The sequence below is a fragment of the Mucilaginibacter aureus genome (genome assembly GCF_053514885.1).
Genome location: NZ_CP170601.1, coordinates 3,223,365 through 3,243,403, shown reverse-complemented (window position 1 = coordinate 3,243,403; position 20,039 = coordinate 3,223,365). Strand labels below are relative to the sequence as shown.

20 protein-coding genes are annotated in these 20,039 nt (G+C 44.8%); 11 read left to right on the top strand and 9 right to left on the bottom strand.

Annotated elements, in window-relative coordinates; genetic code table 11:
- Nucleotides 1-5 precede the first annotated feature (5 nt).
- From ACFGVR_RS13870 to ACFGVR_RS13850, 5 genes are read left to right on the top strand one after another with little or no spacing between them, the layout of a single operon-like run.
- Nucleotides 6-737 (top strand): CDP-alcohol phosphatidyltransferase family protein, encoded by a 732-nt coding sequence (locus ACFGVR_RS13870; RefSeq protein WP_448697894.1) that lies wholly within the window; start codon nucleotides 6-8, stop codon nucleotides 735-737.
- Nucleotides 738-758: 21 nt separating this feature from the next.
- On the top strand, nucleotides 759-1,352 hold the full coding sequence (locus ACFGVR_RS13865) for a DUF4833 domain-containing protein (protein WP_448697893.1): 594 nt from the start codon (nucleotides 759-761) through the stop codon (nucleotides 1,350-1,352).
- Between the two features lie 7 nt (nucleotides 1,353-1,359).
- Nucleotides 1,360-1,980, top strand: coding sequence for a sterol desaturase family protein (locus ACFGVR_RS13860; RefSeq protein WP_448697892.1), 621 nt, complete (start codon nucleotides 1,360-1,362; stop codon nucleotides 1,978-1,980).
- A 1-nt stretch (nucleotide 1,981) separates the two neighbouring features.
- Nucleotides 1,982-2,923 (top strand): phosphatase PAP2 family protein, encoded by a 942-nt coding sequence (locus ACFGVR_RS13855; protein WP_448697891.1) that lies wholly within the window; start codon nucleotides 1,982-1,984, stop codon nucleotides 2,921-2,923.
- Nucleotides 2,924-2,966: 43 nt separating this feature from the next.
- The gene (locus tag ACFGVR_RS13850; protein WP_448697889.1) at nucleotides 2,967-3,515 is read left to right on the top strand and encodes a CAP domain-containing protein; all 549 of its coding nucleotides are present in this window, start codon (nucleotides 2,967-2,969) and stop codon (nucleotides 3,513-3,515) included.
- A gap of 12 nt (nucleotides 3,516-3,527) precedes the next feature.
- On the opposite strand, the gene ACFGVR_RS13845 is transcribed toward ACFGVR_RS13850, so the two are convergent.
- A complete protein-coding gene (locus ACFGVR_RS13845) occupies nucleotides 3,528-4,229 on the bottom strand; it encodes a hypothetical protein (RefSeq protein ID WP_448697888.1) in 702 nt (233 codons plus the stop codon).
- Nucleotides 4,230-4,348: 119 nt separating this feature from the next.
- On the opposite strand from ACFGVR_RS13845, the gene ACFGVR_RS13840 reads away from it, so the two are divergent.
- Entirely contained in the window at nucleotides 4,349-4,876 is a 528-nt protein-coding gene (locus ACFGVR_RS13840) for a peroxiredoxin (RefSeq protein ID WP_448697887.1), read from the top strand.
- Between the two features lie 61 nt (nucleotides 4,877-4,937).
- On the opposite strand, the gene preA is transcribed toward ACFGVR_RS13840, so the two are convergent.
- From preA to ACFGVR_RS13805, 7 genes are all read right to left on the bottom strand, one after another.
- The gene (preA, locus tag ACFGVR_RS13835; RefSeq protein ID WP_448697886.1) at nucleotides 4,938-6,206 is read right to left on the bottom strand and encodes an NAD-dependent dihydropyrimidine dehydrogenase subunit PreA; all 1,269 of its coding nucleotides are present in this window, start codon (nucleotides 6,204-6,206) and stop codon (nucleotides 4,938-4,940) included.
- 97 nt (nucleotides 6,207-6,303) lie between these two features.
- Nucleotides 6,304-7,644 carry an NAD(P)-dependent oxidoreductase gene (locus tag ACFGVR_RS13830; protein WP_448697885.1) on the bottom strand — a complete coding sequence of 447 codons (1,341 nt, stop codon included), beginning with the start codon at nucleotides 7,642-7,644 and terminating at the stop codon, nucleotides 6,304-6,306.
- Nucleotides 7,645-7,758: 114 nt separating this feature from the next.
- Nucleotides 7,759-8,625, bottom strand: a complete 867-nt coding sequence (locus ACFGVR_RS13825; protein WP_448697884.1) for a nitrilase-related carbon-nitrogen hydrolase — start codon at nucleotides 8,623-8,625, stop codon at nucleotides 7,759-7,761.
- 174 nt (nucleotides 8,626-8,799) lie between these two features.
- Entirely contained in the window at nucleotides 8,800-10,182 is a 1,383-nt protein-coding gene (gene hydA / locus ACFGVR_RS13820; protein WP_448697883.1) for a dihydropyrimidinase, read from the bottom strand.
- Between the two features lie 249 nt (nucleotides 10,183-10,431).
- A complete protein-coding gene (locus ACFGVR_RS13815; protein ID WP_448697882.1) occupies nucleotides 10,432-11,931 on the bottom strand; it encodes an NCS1 family nucleobase:cation symporter-1 in 1,500 nt (499 codons plus the stop codon).
- Nucleotides 11,932-11,949: 18 nt separating this feature from the next.
- Nucleotides 11,950-13,305: an aminotransferase class III-fold pyridoxal phosphate-dependent enzyme gene (locus ACFGVR_RS13810; RefSeq protein ID WP_448697881.1), complete on the bottom strand. Its 1,356-nt coding sequence runs from the start codon at nucleotides 13,303-13,305 to the stop codon at nucleotides 11,950-11,952.
- 279 nt (nucleotides 13,306-13,584) lie between these two features.
- On the bottom strand, nucleotides 13,585-15,042 hold the full coding sequence (locus tag ACFGVR_RS13805) for a CoA-acylating methylmalonate-semialdehyde dehydrogenase (protein WP_448697880.1): 1,458 nt from the start codon (nucleotides 15,040-15,042) through the stop codon (nucleotides 13,585-13,587).
- Nucleotides 15,043-15,267: 225 nt separating this feature from the next.
- On the opposite strand from ACFGVR_RS13805, the gene ACFGVR_RS13800 reads away from it, so the two are divergent.
- From ACFGVR_RS13800 to ACFGVR_RS13780, 5 genes are all read left to right on the top strand, one after another.
- The gene (locus ACFGVR_RS13800; RefSeq protein WP_448697879.1) at nucleotides 15,268-15,759 is read left to right on the top strand and encodes an Lrp/AsnC family transcriptional regulator; all 492 of its coding nucleotides are present in this window, start codon (nucleotides 15,268-15,270) and stop codon (nucleotides 15,757-15,759) included.
- 323 nt (nucleotides 15,760-16,082) lie between these two features.
- Nucleotides 16,083-17,417, top strand: a complete 1,335-nt coding sequence (locus ACFGVR_RS13795; protein ID WP_448697878.1) for a PAS domain-containing sensor histidine kinase — start codon at nucleotides 16,083-16,085, stop codon at nucleotides 17,415-17,417.
- 64 nt (nucleotides 17,418-17,481) lie between these two features.
- A complete protein-coding gene (locus tag ACFGVR_RS13790; protein ID WP_448697877.1) occupies nucleotides 17,482-18,126 on the top strand; it encodes a response regulator in 645 nt (214 codons plus the stop codon).
- A gap of 284 nt (nucleotides 18,127-18,410) precedes the next feature.
- Complete coding sequence (locus ACFGVR_RS13785) at nucleotides 18,411-18,707, top strand: response regulator (protein WP_448697875.1); 297 nt, start codon at nucleotides 18,411-18,413, stop codon at nucleotides 18,705-18,707.
- Nucleotides 18,697-19,083, top strand: coding sequence for a single-stranded DNA-binding protein (locus ACFGVR_RS13780; RefSeq protein WP_448697874.1), 387 nt, complete (start codon nucleotides 18,697-18,699; stop codon nucleotides 19,081-19,083). The genes ACFGVR_RS13785 and ACFGVR_RS13780 overlap by 11 nt, the downstream gene beginning before the upstream one ends.
- 61 nt (nucleotides 19,084-19,144) lie before the next feature.
- On the opposite strand, the gene ACFGVR_RS13775 is transcribed toward ACFGVR_RS13780, so the two are convergent.
- Complete coding sequence (locus ACFGVR_RS13775; RefSeq protein WP_448697873.1) at nucleotides 19,145-20,032, bottom strand: nucleoside phosphorylase; 888 nt, start codon at nucleotides 20,030-20,032, stop codon at nucleotides 19,145-19,147.
- Between the last annotated feature and the right edge of the window lie 7 nt (nucleotides 20,033-20,039).

Genomic DNA, 20,039 nt, shown 5'->3' with positions numbered 1-20,039 from the left:
ACAAAATGGATAGCGTAACCCAACCATCTGTGCGTACCAGCCTGCAACTGGGTATCTATAAAGTTATAGATCCCCTGGTTAAGCTGTTGGTTAAAATGGGACTTACACCCAACATGGTAACCACTATTGGATTATTGCTTAATATGGGCGTTGCGTATATATTTATTTTAGGTGCCGAGGAAGGTAACCGCGGCGATTTGCGTTATGTGGGCTGGGCAGGTGCATTAGTGTTATTTGCCGGTTTGTTTGATATGCTCGATGGGCAGGTAGCCCGCCTGGGTAAAATGAGCTCCACCTTTGGTGCACTGTACGATTCTGTTTTAGACCGTTACAGCGAGCTGATCATGTTTTTGGGCATTTGCTGGTACCTGGTGGCGCACCATTATTTCTTAAGTTCGTTTTTTGCTTTTGTAGCATTGATCGGTTCTATGATGGTAAGTTACGTGCGTGCCCGTGCCGAAGGCTTAGGTATTGAGTGTAAAGGCGGTTTAATGCAGCGTCCCGAACGCGTGGTAACCATTGGTTTATTTGCTATTATTTGCGGCGTAGCACAACATTATATAGGCGATTACAAGTTATACATCCCCGGTATACCTTTCCATGTTTTTGAAACCATTACAATTTTCACCTTACCGATAGTGGTGTTGGCCATATTAGCCAACATTACTGCTTTTAAAAGACTATACGATGCTAAAAAAACTTTGGAAGCAAAGGAGAAAGCATCAAAAGTTCAATAATTGCTAATTGCTGATACTATTATGAATATACTATTATCCATACTGTTTAACTTTACTTTATTGTACCATGATCCGCGTGTAAATGTTACTGAACGGCATATTACCACCCCGATTAAAATCGATACCGCAGCCGGAAAAAAAGTAAAGCAGGCAACCATTTTCCCTACGCCAACGGTTGCAAGGCTGTTTTATGTACAACGCGATCCAAACAGCAATACCATTATTTACGATCTTAACCAAAATGCTGCCGGCCAGTTAGATACCGAAAATCCGATACATCCCTATTGGATAAAATATAATGAGCGCGGCCAAATAGAGGAACTTAACTTAATTCAACGTAAATTTGCCTACGGAATAGTTACAAAACCACTGGGCAATAATAAATTTGATGTGCGTTTTGTATCCTATAAAAAATATCCGCTTTTATTAATGCGCTCGGCTACTGATAATAAGTACCATGTGTATGCCACTATTGCAAAAAAACAGGTCGTACTTAACCGGATATTTCTTAAAATTGAAGGCGGTACGTTTTGGATACCGAATGTGATATATGCCGAGATCAAGGGCACAGATCCCGAAACAGGTAAAGAAGTAGTGGAGCGTTTTAAACCATGAATGTATTATGAAAAAAAATTATGTATCAAACTCTCCCGAGTCTGTAAGGATGTTTAAAAGCGACTTGTTAGAGGCATTGTCAAAGGTTTACTTTTTTGTACCGCTTATTATTTATGTACCGGTAATTATTTACATGCTTTACAAAGCTATTTTTGTAGCACAGATCAGCGCCGGTAAATTTGTACTGCTGCTGGCAGGCGGCCTGTTCGTATGGACCTTTGTTGAATACATTTTACACCGCTTTGTTTTTCATTTTGTGCCTAAACAAAAATGGGCGCTGCGCCTGCACTTCATATTCCACGGTGTTCACCACGATTACCCTAACGACCTGAAACGCTTGGTTTTACCCCCATCGGCAAGTATACCATTGGCTACAGGCTTTTTCTTTTTGTTCAACTGGCTGCTGCCTGATACCTATGTGTATGCATTCTTCCCGGCGTTTATTGCGGGTTATTTGGTGTATGATATGACGCATTACGCCATCCATCATTTCAACTTTAAATCGGGCATCTGGCAAAAAATTAAAAAGCATCACATGCTGCACCACTATCAGGATCCAACCCGTGGTTATGGTGTAAGCTCAAGCTTGTGGGATAATATATTCCGTTCTCGTTTTACCGATAAATAAAATGAGCGACTCCTCTTTGCAAAAGGGAGCCACTACTTCCGGTAAAACTGTTCTGATCACATCGGCAATTTCGCTGGCATACCTGCTTATTTCGTATTTCCTGGTGGGCTACAAAATTGATCAGTTGGTGCTTGTCGGGATATTTAACGGCTGCTATTACATTTCGGGTATCTCACGTAAGTTTATCGTGGGCTTTTCGGTGTTTATTATCTACTGGATCATTTATGATTACATGAAAGCCTTTCCGAATTATAATTACGCCACAGTTCACATCGGCGATATCTATAACTTCGAGAAAAACCTTTTCGGCATCAACATCAATAACAAAGTATTAACTCCCAACGAGTACTGGCGCTATAACGGCACTACTTTTCTCGACATTATGGCCGGCTGCTTTTACCTCTGCTGGATACCCGTGCCTATGCTGTTCGCACTCTTTTTATTCATCAAACATCGCAGGCAACTCATCTTGTTTTGGCTAACATTTGTACTGGTTAACTTTTTAGGCTTTATTGTTTATTATACCTTTCCTGCCGCACCGCCATGGTATATATACGAGCATGGGTTTACTTTTATTGCCCATACGCCCGGCAATACCGCGGGTTTGGCAAAGTTCGATCAGTATTTCAATGTCAGTATTTTCAAATCCATTTATGCCAAAGGCTCAAACGTTTTCGCGGCAATGCCTTCGCTCCATTCGGCTTACCCAATGGTGGTTTTGTACTATGCCCTTAAAAACAAAGTAGGCTACATCAGCATATTCTTCGCTATCGTTACTATCGGGATCTGGTTTTCGGCGGTGTACCTGAGCCATCATTATGTAATTGATGTATTAGCCGGTATCATTTGCGCCATCGTCGGCATCAATCTGTTCGAATATATACTGAAGCGCTCCGCCTGGTTTAAGCACTCGGTCGACAGGTTTGCCGAAAGCATCCGATAAAACAAAGCGGCGATCGCAACGTTCTAATAACCTGGAAACGGGTATGAAGAATCTGATATTATTATCTTTTTTCTCTTTGCTGCTATCACCTGTGATAGCGCAAAAGTCGCTCCACGTAAGCGATAAGGACTTTCGCGATCAATTTTTAACAGCTATTAACACCATACGCGCCAAAGGCTGCAATTGCGGTACAAGTTATATGCGCCCGGTATCGCCCATTAGCTGGAATGATATTTTAACCTCTGCTGCAGAAGAACATGCCAAAGATATGGCTAAACACGCCTATTTTGCCCATACCAGTGTGGATGGACGCACTTTACAGGACAGGCTTTTTGCTGTTGGATACAATTACACCGGCTTTCAAACCTATACCATTGGCGAAAACATTGCTGCCGGCCAGCGCAGCATCACCGAAGTAATTACCGGCTGGTTTAAAAGCGTTGGGCATTGCAAAAACCTGATGAATCCCGATTTCAGGGAGATTGGTATAGCCGAATACAAATACTACTGGGTACAGGATTTTGGCGGCCGTGTACCGCTCGACAAAAGTAAACACTATAGCGGTAAGTGGGTACTGAAGGAAGTTAAATAGTTAAATCAGAACTTATTTAGCGTATCTGACCTTAGTAGTATCTATTTCAAACACTTTTGGGTCTACCGATTCTTCTTTTACAGATATTACGTCCAATGTTTCCCACCATAAAATATTTTTATGTGAACTGTCAAAATGTACTGCTTTAAATTTTAGGTATAAGCAGCCGCATTCATCAATAACTTTATTATAAAAACCAAGGTTCCAGTTCTTAAAGTGGTTTTTATCTACTTTTAAATAACCTCTCGAAAAAGTAATTTGAGAGTCAGTGTACGTTGTCGAATCTTTTTCGTGATAACTTATGTTGAGTTCAATATTTTCACATTTTTTTGAAAATATTTGCTCGTCCGCCTTTGTCACTTTAAAGCAGTCAAGTCTTTGAACAGGGAAGCTTAAATTAATTTGCTGTAGTGAATCCGAGTTACTAAAAAGCATTAATCGCAAAGCATGCTTTTCTAAATAGTAATCTTTAACGATATGAGGTTCGGGAAATTTTATCGAATGTATTTTAACGAAATTTCCGTGAGAGTAGAACATCTGCACAGTATCATCTATTTTAAGAATACCGTCTGTTGCTTTATTTACCTCATGATAAGTGATCACGCCTTCAAACTCATTTTTATCTATTTTTTCTTTAGTTTCCCTTCCTGATTTACAGCCAAGCTGAAAGATGAGAATTATTAATAACAGCACGATAATTACCTTATTTAACATAGTAAACTGTGAATATGATGGCTATTTGTAATTAAAACCAAGATACACCATAATCGGCAATAATTAATAATAATCAATCGTTATACAACTCGCCTTCGTACTTAGTATAAATCTACATTATGAAACAATTTCTTTCTGTTATCCTGTTCGCATTACTTTTACCTTTCGGGATATATGCCCAAAGCAAAAAACCGCTTGCCATTGGCGATGAGGTACCGGCGTTTACATTAACCGATCAGAACGGCAAAGAATTTAAAATTGCCGACCATATAGGTAAGCATGCCCTTGTAATTTATTTTTACCCAAAAGATGAAAGCATGGTTTGTACCAAAGAGGCCTGCGCTTTTCGCGATAGTTTTGATGATTTTACCAAAGCCGGCGCAATAGTGATTGGCATTAACGGCGGTACGGTAGCCAGCCATAAACACTTCGCCGATAAGGAAAAGCTACCCTTTGTTTTGTTAAGCGATCCGCACGATAAAGTGTTAAAACAGTTTGGAGTTAAAAATTCCTTTTTCATGTCCGGCCGCGAAACTTTTGTTGTCGATCTGCATGGCAAGATCGCTTTTACCTATACCAGCATGATCCATGGAGTTGAACACTCTCAGCAGGCCTTGGCGGTAGTGCAGAAGATGAAACCCCACTAAATCTCCCCTAAAGGGGAGACTTAATAAAGTTTGCAAGTTCCCCCTTTGGGGGGCGGAGGCGCTAATGATCATTTAACGGCATACCCAAACGCTGAAAATCTTTCCAGTTCATATATTCGGGTGCCTTGCGTTGTTCAACCATGGTAATACAATCTTCAACCGGGCAAACCAGTTTACACAGGTTACAGCCAACGCATTCTTCTTCCTTAATAGTGTACTTGTTGTAAGGCTTGCCATAATCCAAAGCTATCGACTGGTGCGAAGTATCTTCACAAGCAATGTAACACAAACCGCAATGCACGCATTTATCCTGGTTAATGTTGGCCACAATGTGGTAGTTGATATCCAGATCTTCCCAGTTGCTCATGGTATGCACCGATTTACCGATAAAGTCATCCAATTTTTTAAAGCCCTTATCGTCCATCCAATAGTTCAGGCCCTCTATCATATCTTCCACAATGCGGAAACCATGTTTCATGGCGGCGGTACATACCTGTACGTTGGATGCACCCAATAGCATAAACTCAACAGCGTCTTTCCAGGTACTAATGCCGCCAATACCCGATATAGGCACCTTACGTGTAATTTCGTTTTGGGCTATGGTAGTTAAAAATTTTAATGCAATAGGCTTTACAGCAGGCCCGCAATAGCCTCCAAATGCCGACTTACCCGCAACATTAGGGTTAGGTACAAAAGTATCCAGATCGATACCGGTAACTGATTGTATGGTATTGATCAGCGAAAGCGCATCCGTGCCACCCAGCACCGAGGCCAAACCAGTTGGCACTACCGAATGCACATTGGGTGTCAATTTGGTAATAACCGGGATGGTAGCTACCTCCATTACCCACTCTACCACCATGCGGGCAATTTCCGGGTCCTGACCTACTGCCGCGCCCATTCCGCGCTCCGTCATGCCGTGCGGGCAGCCAAAGTTAAGCTCAAGGCCGTGCGCACCAGTATCTTCAACCTTTTTGATCAGCTCATGCCAGCTTTCTTTATCGTTATCCGCCATGAGCGATACCACCATCGCCCTGTCTGGAAATTCTTTTAATACCTCGCGGATCTCTTTCAGATTGATATCCAGCGGTCGATCGGAAATGAGCTCAATATTATTAAAGCCCATTACCCTGCTACCATGATAATCCACCGCCGAATAGCGCGATGAGACGTTTTTTACCTGGCTGCCCAGGGTTTTCCATACCACGCCACCCCAGCCTGCCTCAAAAGCGCGCAGCACATTTAATTTTTTATCCGTTGGCGGCGCACTCGCCAGCCAAAACGGATTCGGCGATTTAATGCCTAAAAAGTCTGATGATATGTCGGCCATCCGTAGATCTGTTTTATGTTCTATTTTATGTAAGATGGAAAGGTAAGATGGAAGATGGGACCTAAATCAACACATCTTCCATTTTACATCATCCATCTTACATCATTAAATACTTTAATATCCCCGCCGCGCCATCCTTACCGGCTTGCACAGCGTCTACCACTTCTTTACCACCATTAACGCAATCGCCACCGGCAAAAACACCGGCAATGCTGGTCACACCGCGTTCGTCCGTGGTTATCTTTCCGTATTGATTGGCAAGGTTTATATCTGCCACCAGTTTTTCAAATGGCATCTGGCCCGCGGCTTTGATCACCATATCCACATCCAGAGTAATGGTCTCACCCGTATCTACCGGCGAGCGGCGACCGCTGGCATCAGGTTCGCCTAAAACGGTGGTACTGCAAATTAGTTGTGTTACTTTCCCATCGGCACCTAAAACTTCTTTTGGTGTTGCCAGCCAAACAATTTTACAGCCGTCAAGCATGGCAATATCCAATTCAACCTGCGTGCAAGGCATCTCGGCCTGTGTACGGCGGTAAAGCATGGTTACCTCCTTAGCGCCTAAACGTTTGGCCTGGGTAGCCGCGTCGATGGCGGTCATGCCCATACCTATTACAGCAACTTTATCGCCCACTTTTACCTGGTCGTACCCTTTGCTGCGGATATCATAAATAAAGCTGATCGCGTCTTCAACACCTTCCAATTCTTCGCCGGGAATAGCCAGTTGGCGAGCCAATCCTACACCTATGCTTAAGTAAACCGCATCGTACTGCTGTTGTAATTCGGCAAGCGTAACATCTTTACCCAACTCCTGGTTGTATTTGATCTCGATGCCACCCAGCGATAGAATGTATTGCACCTCATCCTCACAAAACTCGGGTGTTACCTTATAAGCGGCAATACCATAAGTCATCAAACCGCCGCCTTTAGCTTCCTTTTCGTAAATGGTCACATCCACACCCTCACGCGACAATACATGCGCACAGGATAATCCTGCCGGACCAGCACCTACAACAGCTACCCTTTTGCCGTTGGATGGTTTCCGGGTAAACAAAGGCCATTTTTGCTGTATAGCGCGCTCAGTCGAGAAACGTTGCAAACGGGCTATCTGGATAGGTTCTTCCTCCATCAGGTTATACACGCAAGCGCCTTCGCACAGCTTTTCAACCGGGCAAACCTTCGAGCAGCCTCCGCCCATAATATTCGATGAAAATATGGTATGCGCCGAGCCTTTGATATTCTCGGTAGCTATCTGCTTGATAAACTTCGGTACGTTGATGCTCGTTGGGCACGATTTCATACAAGGCGCATCGTAGCAAAATATACAACGATTGGCTTCTACCAAAGCAGCCGTCAGGTTTTCAAACGGCGGATGTATGTCAGAGAAGTTCTCTTCATACTGTTCTGTGGTAAGCCGGTAGTTAGTTATAGACATTTTTTTATTTCGGATTTCGGATTTTCGATTTCGAATTTCCGTATTAATTTTCTTGCCTTTGTTTTTTGTTCTTTCTTCTTGATTCTATTCCTCCCCCTTTAGGGGGTCGGGAGGCTACAATTCCGTTATCGCCCCGTAAGTCTCCGGCCTGCGGTCGCGGTAGAACTGCCAGGTGCTGCGCACTTCGTCAATCATATCCAAATCAAATTCATTTACGAGCAACTCATCATTATCTTCTGATGCTTGCCCGATGATCTGCCCGCGCGGGTTAACATGGTATGATGTACCGTAAAACTTGCCCAGGTTCCAGGGCTTCTCGGTACCTACACGGTTAATACAGCCCATAAAGTAACCATTGGCTACAGCATGTGCGGGCTGCTCCAGCTGCCACAGGTATTGCGATAAACCTTTTACCGTTGCCGATGGGTTATACACGATCTCAGCTCCATTCAGTCCTAAACAACGTGCTCCATCAGGGAAGTGCCTGTCATAACAAATATAAACGCCCACTTTGGCATATTTAGTCTGAAAAATCGGATAACCTAAGTTACCGGGTTTAAAAAAGAATTTCTCCCAAAAACCATTGGTCTGTGGGATATGGTTTTTGCGGTATTTTCCTAAATAAGTACCATCTGCATCAATCACTGCGGCGGTATTATACAGCACACCTGCCTGTTCTTTTTCATAAATCGGCACAATGATCACCATGTTATACTTCCTGGCGTAGGTAGCCATCAGGTCGGTGGTTGGGCCAGGAACTGTTTCGGCCGAAGCATACCATTTAGGATCCTGCCCCGGGCAAAAGTACGGCGTATTGAATATTTCCTGCAGGCACAGTATCTGCACACCCTGCCTTCCGGCTTCCTCAATATACGGGATGTGCTTCTGCACCATAGCATCCACAATTTCGGGTATAGTGCCCTCGCCTTCCGTTTTCGGCAGACTCATCTGTATCAGTCCTGATTTAATGATCCTTGGCATGTAAATGTTTTTTCTATAATTATAATAAGGTCAGTTAACTTTTGTTTTTATTCCCCTCTTGAGAGGGGGTGCGTTGGGTAGTGAATTGGCGGGGTGTGTTTCTACGCGCGAAGAACACCCCCCTACACCCCTCTCAAGAGGGGAATCGCACTACCCTATACTTTTTATTTTCTTTTAAAAATGATTCCCCACCTTCTTCCGCTTAATAAACTGCCCGTTGCCTTTCTCCACCTTGCACTCATTATTATCAATGGCAACTTTACCACGTAATAAAACGGTCTTTACCTTGCCCTGCACTTCCCAACCTTCGTAACCACTGTAATCCACATTCATATGGTGTGTCTCGGCAGACAGTTTATGTTTAGCATTCGGGTCGAATATCACAATATCAGCATCGCTGCCTACGGCAATGGTTCCTTTCCTAGGGAACATCCCAAAAAGCTTAGCCGCGTTGGTACTGCTCACTTCCACAAATTTGTTCAGGCTGATCTTACCCTTGCCAACACCTTCCGAGTATAGCAGTTCAAACCGGTTCTCGATAGCCGGGTGCCCGTTAGGTATCTTGCTAAAATCATCCTTGCCCATCAGCTTTTGCTCCCACATAAAAGGGCAATGATCGGTAGCGACAATTTGCAGCAAACCCTGGTTAATGCCCGCCCATAAAGCTTCCTGATCTTTCTTTTCGCGCAACGGCGGGCTCATCACCCATTTAGCACCTTCGAAATCCTTTTCGTATAACGATGCATCCAGTATCAGATATTGGATACAGGTTTCTGCAAATACCTGGTAATTCTGCTTACCCATATCGCGCACGGCGTTCAACGCACCCTCGCAGGTGAGATGTACAATGTATGCTGGGCAGCCGGTGTATTTAGCCAAATGCGCAAACCTGCCCGATGCCTCAGCTTCGGTAACTTCGGGCTGCGACAGGTAATGATACAGCGGCGCGGTCTTTCCTTCTGCTTTATGCTTAGCTACCAAAAAGTCGATCACATCGCCATTGGTAGCATGCGCGGTAACCATGCCGCCTTGTTTTTTCACCTCCCGCATCAGGCCGATCATCTGCCGGTCGTCGATCATCAGTGCGCCTTTATAGGCCATAAAGGTTTTGAACGAGGTTATGCCTTCCTCCTCCACCATCTGCCTGATCTCGGTTTTGGTGTGCTCGTTAAAATCGGTCACGGCCATGTGGAAACTGTAATCGCCAACTGCTGTACCCGTAGCACGCGACTGCCAGTCGGTCAAAGCATGTTTTAGCGACTTCCCCTGTGTTTGCAGCACAAAGTCGATCACGGTAGTGGTACCACCGAACAAAGCTGCCCGGGTACCGGTCTCGTACGTATCGCTCGAAAACGTCCCCATAAAGGGCATCGACAAGTGCACATGCGGATCTATCCCACCCGGGAAAACCAGCATATCTTTAGCATCGATCACCTCGTCGGCTTTATAATCGAGGTTTTTACCAACGGCAACCACCTTTTCATCCTCAATATAAATATCCGCTATGGTATCTTCTGCAACGGTAACTACCCTGCCATTTTTTATCAGTATCGACATTTTAAATTTTGTTGTAATGTCTGTTATTTTTTCTCTTTTTAATCCTCTATCTCTGTGACTTCTCTGCGTTTGCTCTGCGTACTCTGTGGTTGATTTTTAACCACAAAGAGCACTAAGGAGGCACAGAGGACACAGAGGTCGTTTTTTCATTTTTCATTTTGGGCGTTGCCTATGGCCGGGCTATCCGCTCATACTGCACAGGCATTAGCCACAGGGCCGGTATCCGTTGCTATCCCTAACGCAAGCCCCTCACACAGCCTCAAGGCTTCCAACGCTCGATTCCTGGTTTTCTCTTCGCATAAACACCAAATACAACCCGCCCGAAATAAAGAAACCCACAAACCAGGCATAATTGTACAAATTATCTACCCAGGGCCAAACCGCTGTTTTATCAATCGCACCTATAGCCGTTAAAAATCCAGGGATATTGGGTAAAATACCCACTATCAGCGCAATGATGGCATAGGTATTAAAACCGCCGCTAAAAGTATAACGCCCGCGGTAACTATATAGTTCGTTAACGTTCAGTTGTTGTTTGCGGATAAAATAGTAATCGGCTATCATAATACCGCCAATCGGCCCCAGCAAGCCCGAATAGCCTACCAGCCAGGTAAAAATATAACCCGATGGGTCGGCTATCAATTTCCAGGGGAATATCAGCAAACCAATAATGCCGGTGATATATCCGCCTGTGGTAAAACTGATCTTCTTAGGCGCCAGGTTGGCAAAATCATTAGCCGGACTAACAATATTGGCCGCAATATTAGTCGCCAGAGTAGATAAAGCTACTGCGATCATGGCTATACTCACCAATAGTTTACTATCAAACTTACCCGCCAATACTACCGGGTCCCAAATGGTCTTACCGTAAATAATAAATGTTGCCGAAGTAACCACTACGCCAATAAACGAAAATAGCGTCATTGAAGTAGGTAAGCCTATCGCCTGCCCCATAGTTTGCGCACGCTGGCTTTTGGCATAACGTGTAAAATCAGGGATATTCAATGATAACGTCGCCCAGAAACCCACCATCCCCGTCAAAGCCGGGAAAAAGTAAGCCCAAAAAGCACCCGATGAAGTAAATTTAGCCGGTTGTGACAGTATCGGCCCTAAACCATGACCGGCGCTTATCGCCCAAAACAATAAAGCCAATGCAGCTATCGGTAAAAAGAACGCTTTAAATACCAGTAGCTTTTTGATGCTTTCTACCCCCAGGTACACCACATACATGTTGAGTAACCAGAACAGAAAGAACGTAATGGCAGGCCCCGTTTGCAATCCCCACGACGTGGGGAATATCTGCGGAAGCGTAGCTATCGACGGGATCCACAACTTCATCATTTGGTATACCGCAAAACCTCCTATCCAGGTTTGTATGCCAAACCATCCGCAAGCTATTACTGCACGCAGCATCGCCGGGATATTGGCCCCCCGCACGCCAAAGCTTGCCCTGGCGAACACCGGGAAAGGAATGCCATACTTAGCCCCCGCCCTGCCATTCAATATCATCGGTATCAGCACAATGGTGTTACCCACTAAAATGGTCAGGATAGCTTGCCACCAGTTCATCCCGCCTTCGATAAGCGAGCTGGCCAGCATATATGTAGGTATGCACAGGCTCATGCTTATCCACAATGCAGCGTAGTTCCAGGTGCCCCAGGTACGCTTGTTCATCGGTATGGCAGCAAGGTCTTCGCTGTGCAGTTCCGAGTCTATAACATCATTGGCTATTTCAGGGGCGTTGTGCATCTCCGGTTAAATTAAGCCTCAATATACGTATTCATCAGCAATTTTTAAAGCCTCAGCTATAATTACCAAACCTTCGTCCATTTGCTGTTTGGTAATGGTAAGCGGCGGCGCTATAAACACATAGTTCCAGCGTACAAAGGCATACATACCCATGTCTTTAATTTTAGCGGCAACCTTGTTCATAATGGCCATTTCATCGGGCTTGGCGTTGTATGGCGCCATGGGTTCTTTGGTATTGCGATTTTTAACCAGCTCAATACAACCCAGCAAACCCGTATTCCTAAAATCACCAATACTTGGGTGTGTTTTTTTCATTTCTTCAACACGCTCTTCCAGGTAGGCGCCCATATTGGCCGCGTTTTCAATCAGGTTTTCATCTTCGTAGATCTTCAGCGTTTCCACACCTGCGGCGCAGGCTACCGGGTGAGCCGAATAGGTAAGGCCCAGCATCATCGGCTTATCATCAAATGTAGCGGCAATTTTATCCGTTACGATCAATGCACCCAATGGCAAGTAGCCCGCTGTAATGCCTTTTGCCGTGGCGATCATATCCGGAACGATACCGCCATGGTTATCCACACCAAACCATTTACCCGTGCGGCCAAAGCCACTCATCACCTCGTCGGCGATCAGTAAAATGCCGTGTTTATCACACAAGGCACGTAATTTTTTCAAATAATCGGGCGGATATTTAATACAGCCCGATGTACCGCTTTCGCCTTCCATCAAAATAGCGGCTATGGTATGTGCGCCTTCAAACTCTATCACCCGCTCAATATGGCTCACGCATTCGCGGTTACAGGTTTGTATTTCTTTCCCCCATGGGCAGCGGTAGCAATATGGGTCCTCCACATGTATGAAATTCGGCGCCTGCTGCGAATCTGAAGCTATTTTACGCGGATCGCCGCCAGCTGTCATAGCGCCATACGTAGCACCGTGGTAGGCCCGGTAACGGGCAATAACTTTATGCCTGCCGGTATATAAGCGCGCCAGTTTAATGGCATTCTCGATAGCCGTGGCACCGCAAACGGTAAACAAGGTTTTGGTAAGGTTACCGGGTGTGATCTCGGCCAGTTTTTTCCCCAGTTCGCCACGCGCTTTGGTAACGCAGCTTGGTGTAACATAGCTTACCTGCTGCATTTGCTCCAGTACAGCCTGCCCTACACGCGGGTTACCATGGCCAATGTTCACGTTCATTAAACCCGACGAAAAGTCCATATACCGGTTACCCTCATAGTCGTACAGGTAAATACCCTCGGCATGTTTAATGGCTATCGGGTTAATGCCTTTTTGTTTGCTCCACGAAAACAGCGTATAATCCATATTATCCTGGACGATCTGCTCTGTTTCGGTCAATGTTTCTGTTAGTGACATATCACTCAATTTTATAGTTTCATTTATTCTTCTGTGTTTACTTCCGTGGTTTTCTCTTTGTAAACTTTGTGGTTACTTGTTAACCACAAAGAGCACCAAGAAGGCACAAAGAACACAGAGGCCGTTTGTTCTTATTCATTTTGGGCGTTGCCTGCGGCCGGGCTATCCGCTCATACTGCGCGGGCCTTAGCCACAGGGCCGGTATCCGCTGCTATCCCTAACGCATTCTTTTCGGTCAACCACTCACCACTCACTATTCACCACTCACCGCCTCCGGCGTTAACTCATCCAGTTCACACCTGCTTCCGGGTTCCACTTGGTGGTCGATTTTTTCAGCTTGGTCCAAAATTCGATCGAACTTTTGCCGGTGATATCGCCCACGCCAAAACGGCTTTCGTTCCAGCCACCGAATGAGAACGGCTCGCGCGGGACAGGTACACCTACGTTAACACCCACCATACCTGCACTGGCATGATTGATCACATACCTGGCAGCGCCACCGTTTTGCGTAAATACTGATGCCGCGTTACCGTAGGGATTGGCATTCTCGATAGCCAATGCTTCATCCAAAGTATTGGTACGCATAATACTGATCACCGGGCCGAAGATCTCTTCCTTAGCCACGTCCATATCCGGCGTTACATGATCAATCACGGTAGGGCCAACATAATAACCGTCCTCTTTACCTTTCACTTTAGCATTACGGCCATCCAACAATATTTTGGCGCCCTGTTTCTCGGCGCTGGTAATGTAACTGTTTATACGGTCCATCGATTCTTTGCTGATCACGGCGCCCAGGTTATCACCGGGAATAATTTTTTTAGCCTCTGCAACCAGTTGATCGATAATATGATCAACCTTACCAACACCTACCATCGCCGAAGCGGCCATACAACGCTGACCGGCGCAACCGCTCATGGAAGCAGTAATATTCTGGGCCGTCATTCCGGGGATGGCATCCGGCAATACCAGCAGGTGGTTTTTAGCACCGCCTAAAGCCAGACAGCGTTTCAAATTACTTGTGGCACGTTTATAAACTATTTTAGCCACCTTGGTCGACCCTACAAACGATACTGCCTCAATACCCGGGTGATCGCAAATGGCTTCCACCATTTTGCTATCGCCGTGAACGATATTTAACACCCCATCGGGTAAACCAGCTTCTTTCAGCAACTCCGCTAAGCGCCCAACACTTAAAGGCACTTTTTCCGATGGTTTTAATATCATACAGTTACCCAAGGCAATGGCGTTAGGGATCGTCCAATTTGGCACCATGCTCGGAAAGTTGAAAGGAACTATCGATGCTACAACGCCCAGTGGCACATATTCGGTACGGCATTCAATGCCTTTACTCACTTCCAATAATTCGCCGGTGATGAGCTGTGGCAGCGAACAGGCAAACTCTGTAAGCTCTATCGATTTTTCAACTTCGGCAACAGCTTCACTATAGGTTTTGCCATTTTCCTCTTCAACCAACCTGGCCAGTTCTTCCAGATTTTGCTCCAACAGGTATTTATATTTGAAGAAAACCTGCACACGCACCTTGATCGGCGTTTGCGACCATTCTTTAAAAGCAGCTTTAGCTGCCGTTACCGCTTTATCCAGATCCGACTGCCCCGACAATGGCACTTGCGACAATGCTCTACCGTCAACAGGTGATACCACATCCAGATGACCGGCGCCCTGAGCGTCAACAAATTGTCCGTTTATAAAATTTTGAACTTTTGTGTATTTCATTTAAACTATTGATTTTGTAACCGCATTAATTATATTTAGCCCTTGTAAACTTAATTTGATGTTATGCGGAGGCTTATGTAAGTCAAACTTAACAATAAAATTGATATTTACTACATAATTTTTATAAATCTATACAACAATCTGCAAAATTTGCATATTTGATAGATGCAAAATAAAGAATAGTTACCACCAATCTACCTCAAACCGATCCGTTAAACCATTGATATGGAAAAAAATAAAGTTACAGTAAAATCAAATGCAATTTTAGACGAAACGGATTTTGCCATCCTAAGCTATCTGCAAAGTGATGGGCGAACCTCGTTCACCATTATAGCTGATAATTTAAATGTTTCTATAGGCACTATCCGCACACGCTTTAACCGTTTGCTTAATGACGGTATTGTAAGCATTATAGGTCGTATCGATCCGGCCAAGGTTGGTTTTCACTCTTACGCGCACATTGCCGTATACATCCGCCCGGCTTTATTGAAAGAGAACGTGGCCAAGCAAATAGCAGCCATGCCCGAGGTTAGTTTCCTGGCAGGTACATCAGGCGATTACGATTTGGAAATTGACGTAATGTGCCGTGATAACGACCATTTAGAAGAGTTTATCAATAAAATATCTGAGATAGAAGGCATCTACCAAACCAAAACCACCATCTACTTTAAGGTATATAAATACGCGCAGCCTAATTTGGGATTGCTGGAACGCTGATCCTGCCCGTTTTCCATACCTTATTTTATAGGTACGGCCCTGCCTTGCATCGCTGTCAATCGTTCATCTATAGAGTGATTTACGTGAATTACTGCGAATATTTCGCGTGAAGTACGTATATGCGGGTGCAATAAATACCCGTTTTAATACGGAATTATCCACTATCCGTTTGCTATGATTAATTTTCGGGCTGGTTAAATACTTGGTCACAATTTGCGCTATCAAATGTTTGATAATCAAACAGCCTGCCTACCTAATAAATTAAGTAGCTGTTTTACTGTAACTTAGGATAAGATATTATAACCATTACTATTACTTTGGCAATGTCTGACCCTCTAAATCATAGCGAATCCGATCCACCTGATAATAAACCGAACAAGGTTTCCCTGGCTAAGACCGAACAAGCCAACTTTGGCGTGCACGGCGCTACACCGCACGAGCGGACGCCAATGGATAGCCGACTCGCGGAGGAAACCGCTGAGCGAACGTGGGCAGCTGTGGAAAGGGCAAGAGCCGAGGTAGCACTAAGGGATTCGGAAAGCCGCCTTCACTCCATTGCTAACCTGGTACCCGATCTGCTTTGGGACAGCGAACCGGATGGTTCGACCAATTGGTATAACCAGCGCTGGCTGGAATATACCGGGCAACGTTTCGAAGAGGCTATTGGCTGGGGATGGGTAGATGCCATTCATCCCGACGACAGGGAAGGCTCGGCCAGGCGCTACGCCGAAGCGGTTAAACAAGGCAAGCCGCTACAACAAGAGCACCGTATAAGGAGACACGACGGCGAATATCGCTGGTTTGTAGTAAAGGCGTCGCCGGTAAAGGATGAGAACGGCAAGGTGGTTAAAATGTATGGCGCCGCTACCGATATCCACGACCTTAAACAAACGGAAGAGGCCCTCCGCGAAAGCGAGGAAAAACTACGCAGCTTTAACAACACACTCGAGCAGCAGGTTAAAGACCGTACAGACGATATCCGGCAATTGATATCCCAACAACGCGAATCGGAAGAACGGCAGCAGCAGGAGATCTTCCGCACCATATTGAATACGCAGGAAGAGGAGCGCAAACGCATCGCCGAAAATCTGCACAATAGCCTGGGGCAGATACTCTACAGTGTAAAACTTAGTCTCGACCAGATAGGCCGGGCAGACCTGGAAGATGGCAAAGCAGAGGCCCTAAAAAATGCCGATAAGTTATTGAGCAATGCCATTAACGAAACCCGGCGCATTTCGCACGAGCTGATGCCATCAATACTGGAGGATTTTGGGCTAAAAACCGCCATCGCGGATATTTGCCGCCAGTTTACCAATGGCATTAAACTAAAATTCAGGTTTAAGGATTCCGCCCTGCAATTGGACAAATACATCGAAGTAGCCATCTACCGTATTGTGCAGGAACTGATTATGAACATTGTAAAGCATTCGCATGCCAAAGATGCCACTGTGACCATTGAAAAGAAAAGGTCGCGCGTGATCGTTTTGGTACAGGATAGCGGTGATGGTTTTGATCAGGAAAAGCAAAAAGGCGATGGGATCGGCTTGAAAGCTATCCGCAACCAGGTAAGCCTGTTGAATGGTGTGCTTAATATTGTTTCGAAACCTGGCGACGGCACAATAATCAACATCGACATACCTGTTAACAGCAAAAGCTGAATTATTTTTGAATGAAAATACCTCAACCCGCAAATCATATATAAATAAAAAGGAGGATTTAGCAATGATCAAAATTATTTTGGCAGAGGATCATGCCATCGTGCGAGATGGTATCCGGAATTTGCTGGAGCGGTCCGAAAACTTTGAGATCATTGGTGCAGCAACCAACGGTGCCGAGGTATTGGATATGATAGTACAAGGCACACAACCGGATATCATCCTGGCCGATATGAATATGCCTGTTTTGGGCGGCCTGGCGCTTGCCGAAAAACTACAGCAAACACAGTCGAAAGCGAAAGTGGTCATCCTGACTATGATAGATGATAAAAAATATGTAGTAAAAGCTTTTCAGAAAGGCGTTACCGGTTATCTGCTCAAAAGTGTGAACTCGGATGAACTGATATTCGCCATTAACCATATCCATCGCGATGGCCGCTATATCTGTTCGGAACTTGGCCTGCGTTTTATGGAAAGGCTTGCCCAAATGCCCGATCCATCAGAAGATACACCGGACGTGGAATTTACCAAACGGGAGTTGGAAATACTCGCTCTTATCGCTGAGGGCTTTACCAACCAGGAAATAGCCGATAAGCTATTTACCAGCAAACGTACCGTGGAAGGGCATCGCCAGAGCATGATCAATAAAACTGAAACGCGCAATACCATCACACTTATTCGTTATGCCATTCAGCACGGTTTGATCCGTTAAGCCTCTGTTAATCTTTCATTTTTATTTTACAACATTTAACTTTTTGTTAAAATCGCGTATTTAACGCAGCCTTTTTGCGGGTATATATACCCGGATTGTTAAAAATATTTACCGCATATTTGTATCACACCGCTTTCATTGTCATAAAAAAACTATCTAAGCAATAGTTAAGTCTTATATCTGACCTCTAAAAAATGTGAAAAAAGTGTTGTTGCTTGAAGACGATGAAGGGTTCTTGACGTGATTAAAGAGGTGCTGACCTACGACGGGTTCGACCTAAATGCATGGAGCAAACGAACAATATTTTCCCCGAGATTTATCAATATAACCCTGATGTGATGATAGTTGATTGCCGGTTTAATGGTATAAACGGCGGCGAGATCTGTCATCACATCAAAACGAATGATCAAACATCGCGCATAACGGTAATCATCGTTTCGGCTTATCCTAAACTGCTCAAATTATTGGGATATTACGGCTGCGATGATTTCATCCCTAAACCTTTCGACCTGCATGATGTAACCGGCCGCATACAGAAATTAATCGACCGGGCTGCAAATCAGCAATTATATGTTATTTAGCAACGCCATTAACAAGGTTTTCCTTTTAGGGGTAATTGAGGGTAAACCCAACTGGCAGCTAATTAAAGGCGAACGGGTACTCTGCTTTAGCTTTAAAACTACTGAGGAGTTTAAAAGTGGTAATATCACACAGTCGCATTCGGAATGGCATAATATTGTGATATCGGGAGACCTGGCCAGAAAGACCGTGGATACCCAACCGCGCGATTTGCTGCATATCCAGGGCAAGCTCCAAACACGGATTGTTATGGAAGGCAATGTTAAACGACACCTTTGCGAGATACTGGCATCCGACGTAACTGTTTGCGGGGTTGTTGCAGAAGATCAGAAGTTAGTTTATAACGGCGCTGAAATAATTCAAAAGGTTAAGAGCTAACGTCCAATGCTGAATGTCGAATAATGAAGTAAAAACTTCGATATTCGGGATTAAAAGTTCATTATCCGATATTGTTCACCGTCAATATCTCCAATGTCTTTATGATCAGGCTTTCCATGGTCCTGGCACCATCTTTCGAAAATTCTCCCGTAATACGGTTAGCCATAATAGCGTTCAGGCTTAGTACTTTGTGACCCAACAATGTGCCTAAACCATAAATACCTGCGGTTTCCATTTCAAAATTACTGATGCGATGGTTGTTATGTTTAAAGTGGGTAAGGCTATCAATAAAGTTGGGATTACTCAATGGCAAACGCAATACCCTGCCCTGCGGGCCGTAAAAGCCCGGGCAGGTTACCGTGATACCGTGATGAAACCCATCCTGAAAATGCTTTGCCAAACTATCGCTGCAAGCCGTAATATACGGACCGGCAACTTTGGCGCTCAAACCGGTTTGGGTAATAAACGCTTCGAGCAGTTCTTTTTCTTCCTTACTTGGATTGGTTTGATAAAAGTTTAACAGGTTATCAATACCCAAACCATGGGTCGAAACTAAAAAGCTGTCAACAGGCACTTCTCTTTGCAACGAACCTGAAGTGCCTATACGTACGATATTTAATTGTTTAAGCTGCGGATTGATGATCCGACTGGCAAAATCAATATTGATCAAAGCATCCAGCTCGTTAAAAACGATGTCGATATTATCGGTACCAATACCTGTTGATACCACCGAAAACCGCTTTTTACCAATGTACCCTGTATGCGTTACAAACTCGCGGTGATGGCGTTTTACCTCAATGCTGTCAAAATGCTTACTCACCTCGCCTACCCGCTCAGGGTCGCCAACGGTAATTACATCCAAAGCCAGTTCATCCGGGCGAAGATCTAAGTGATACGCGGCACCACGACCATTAATGATCAGTTCCGATTCGGCAATACGTTCAGCCATGGTTTCT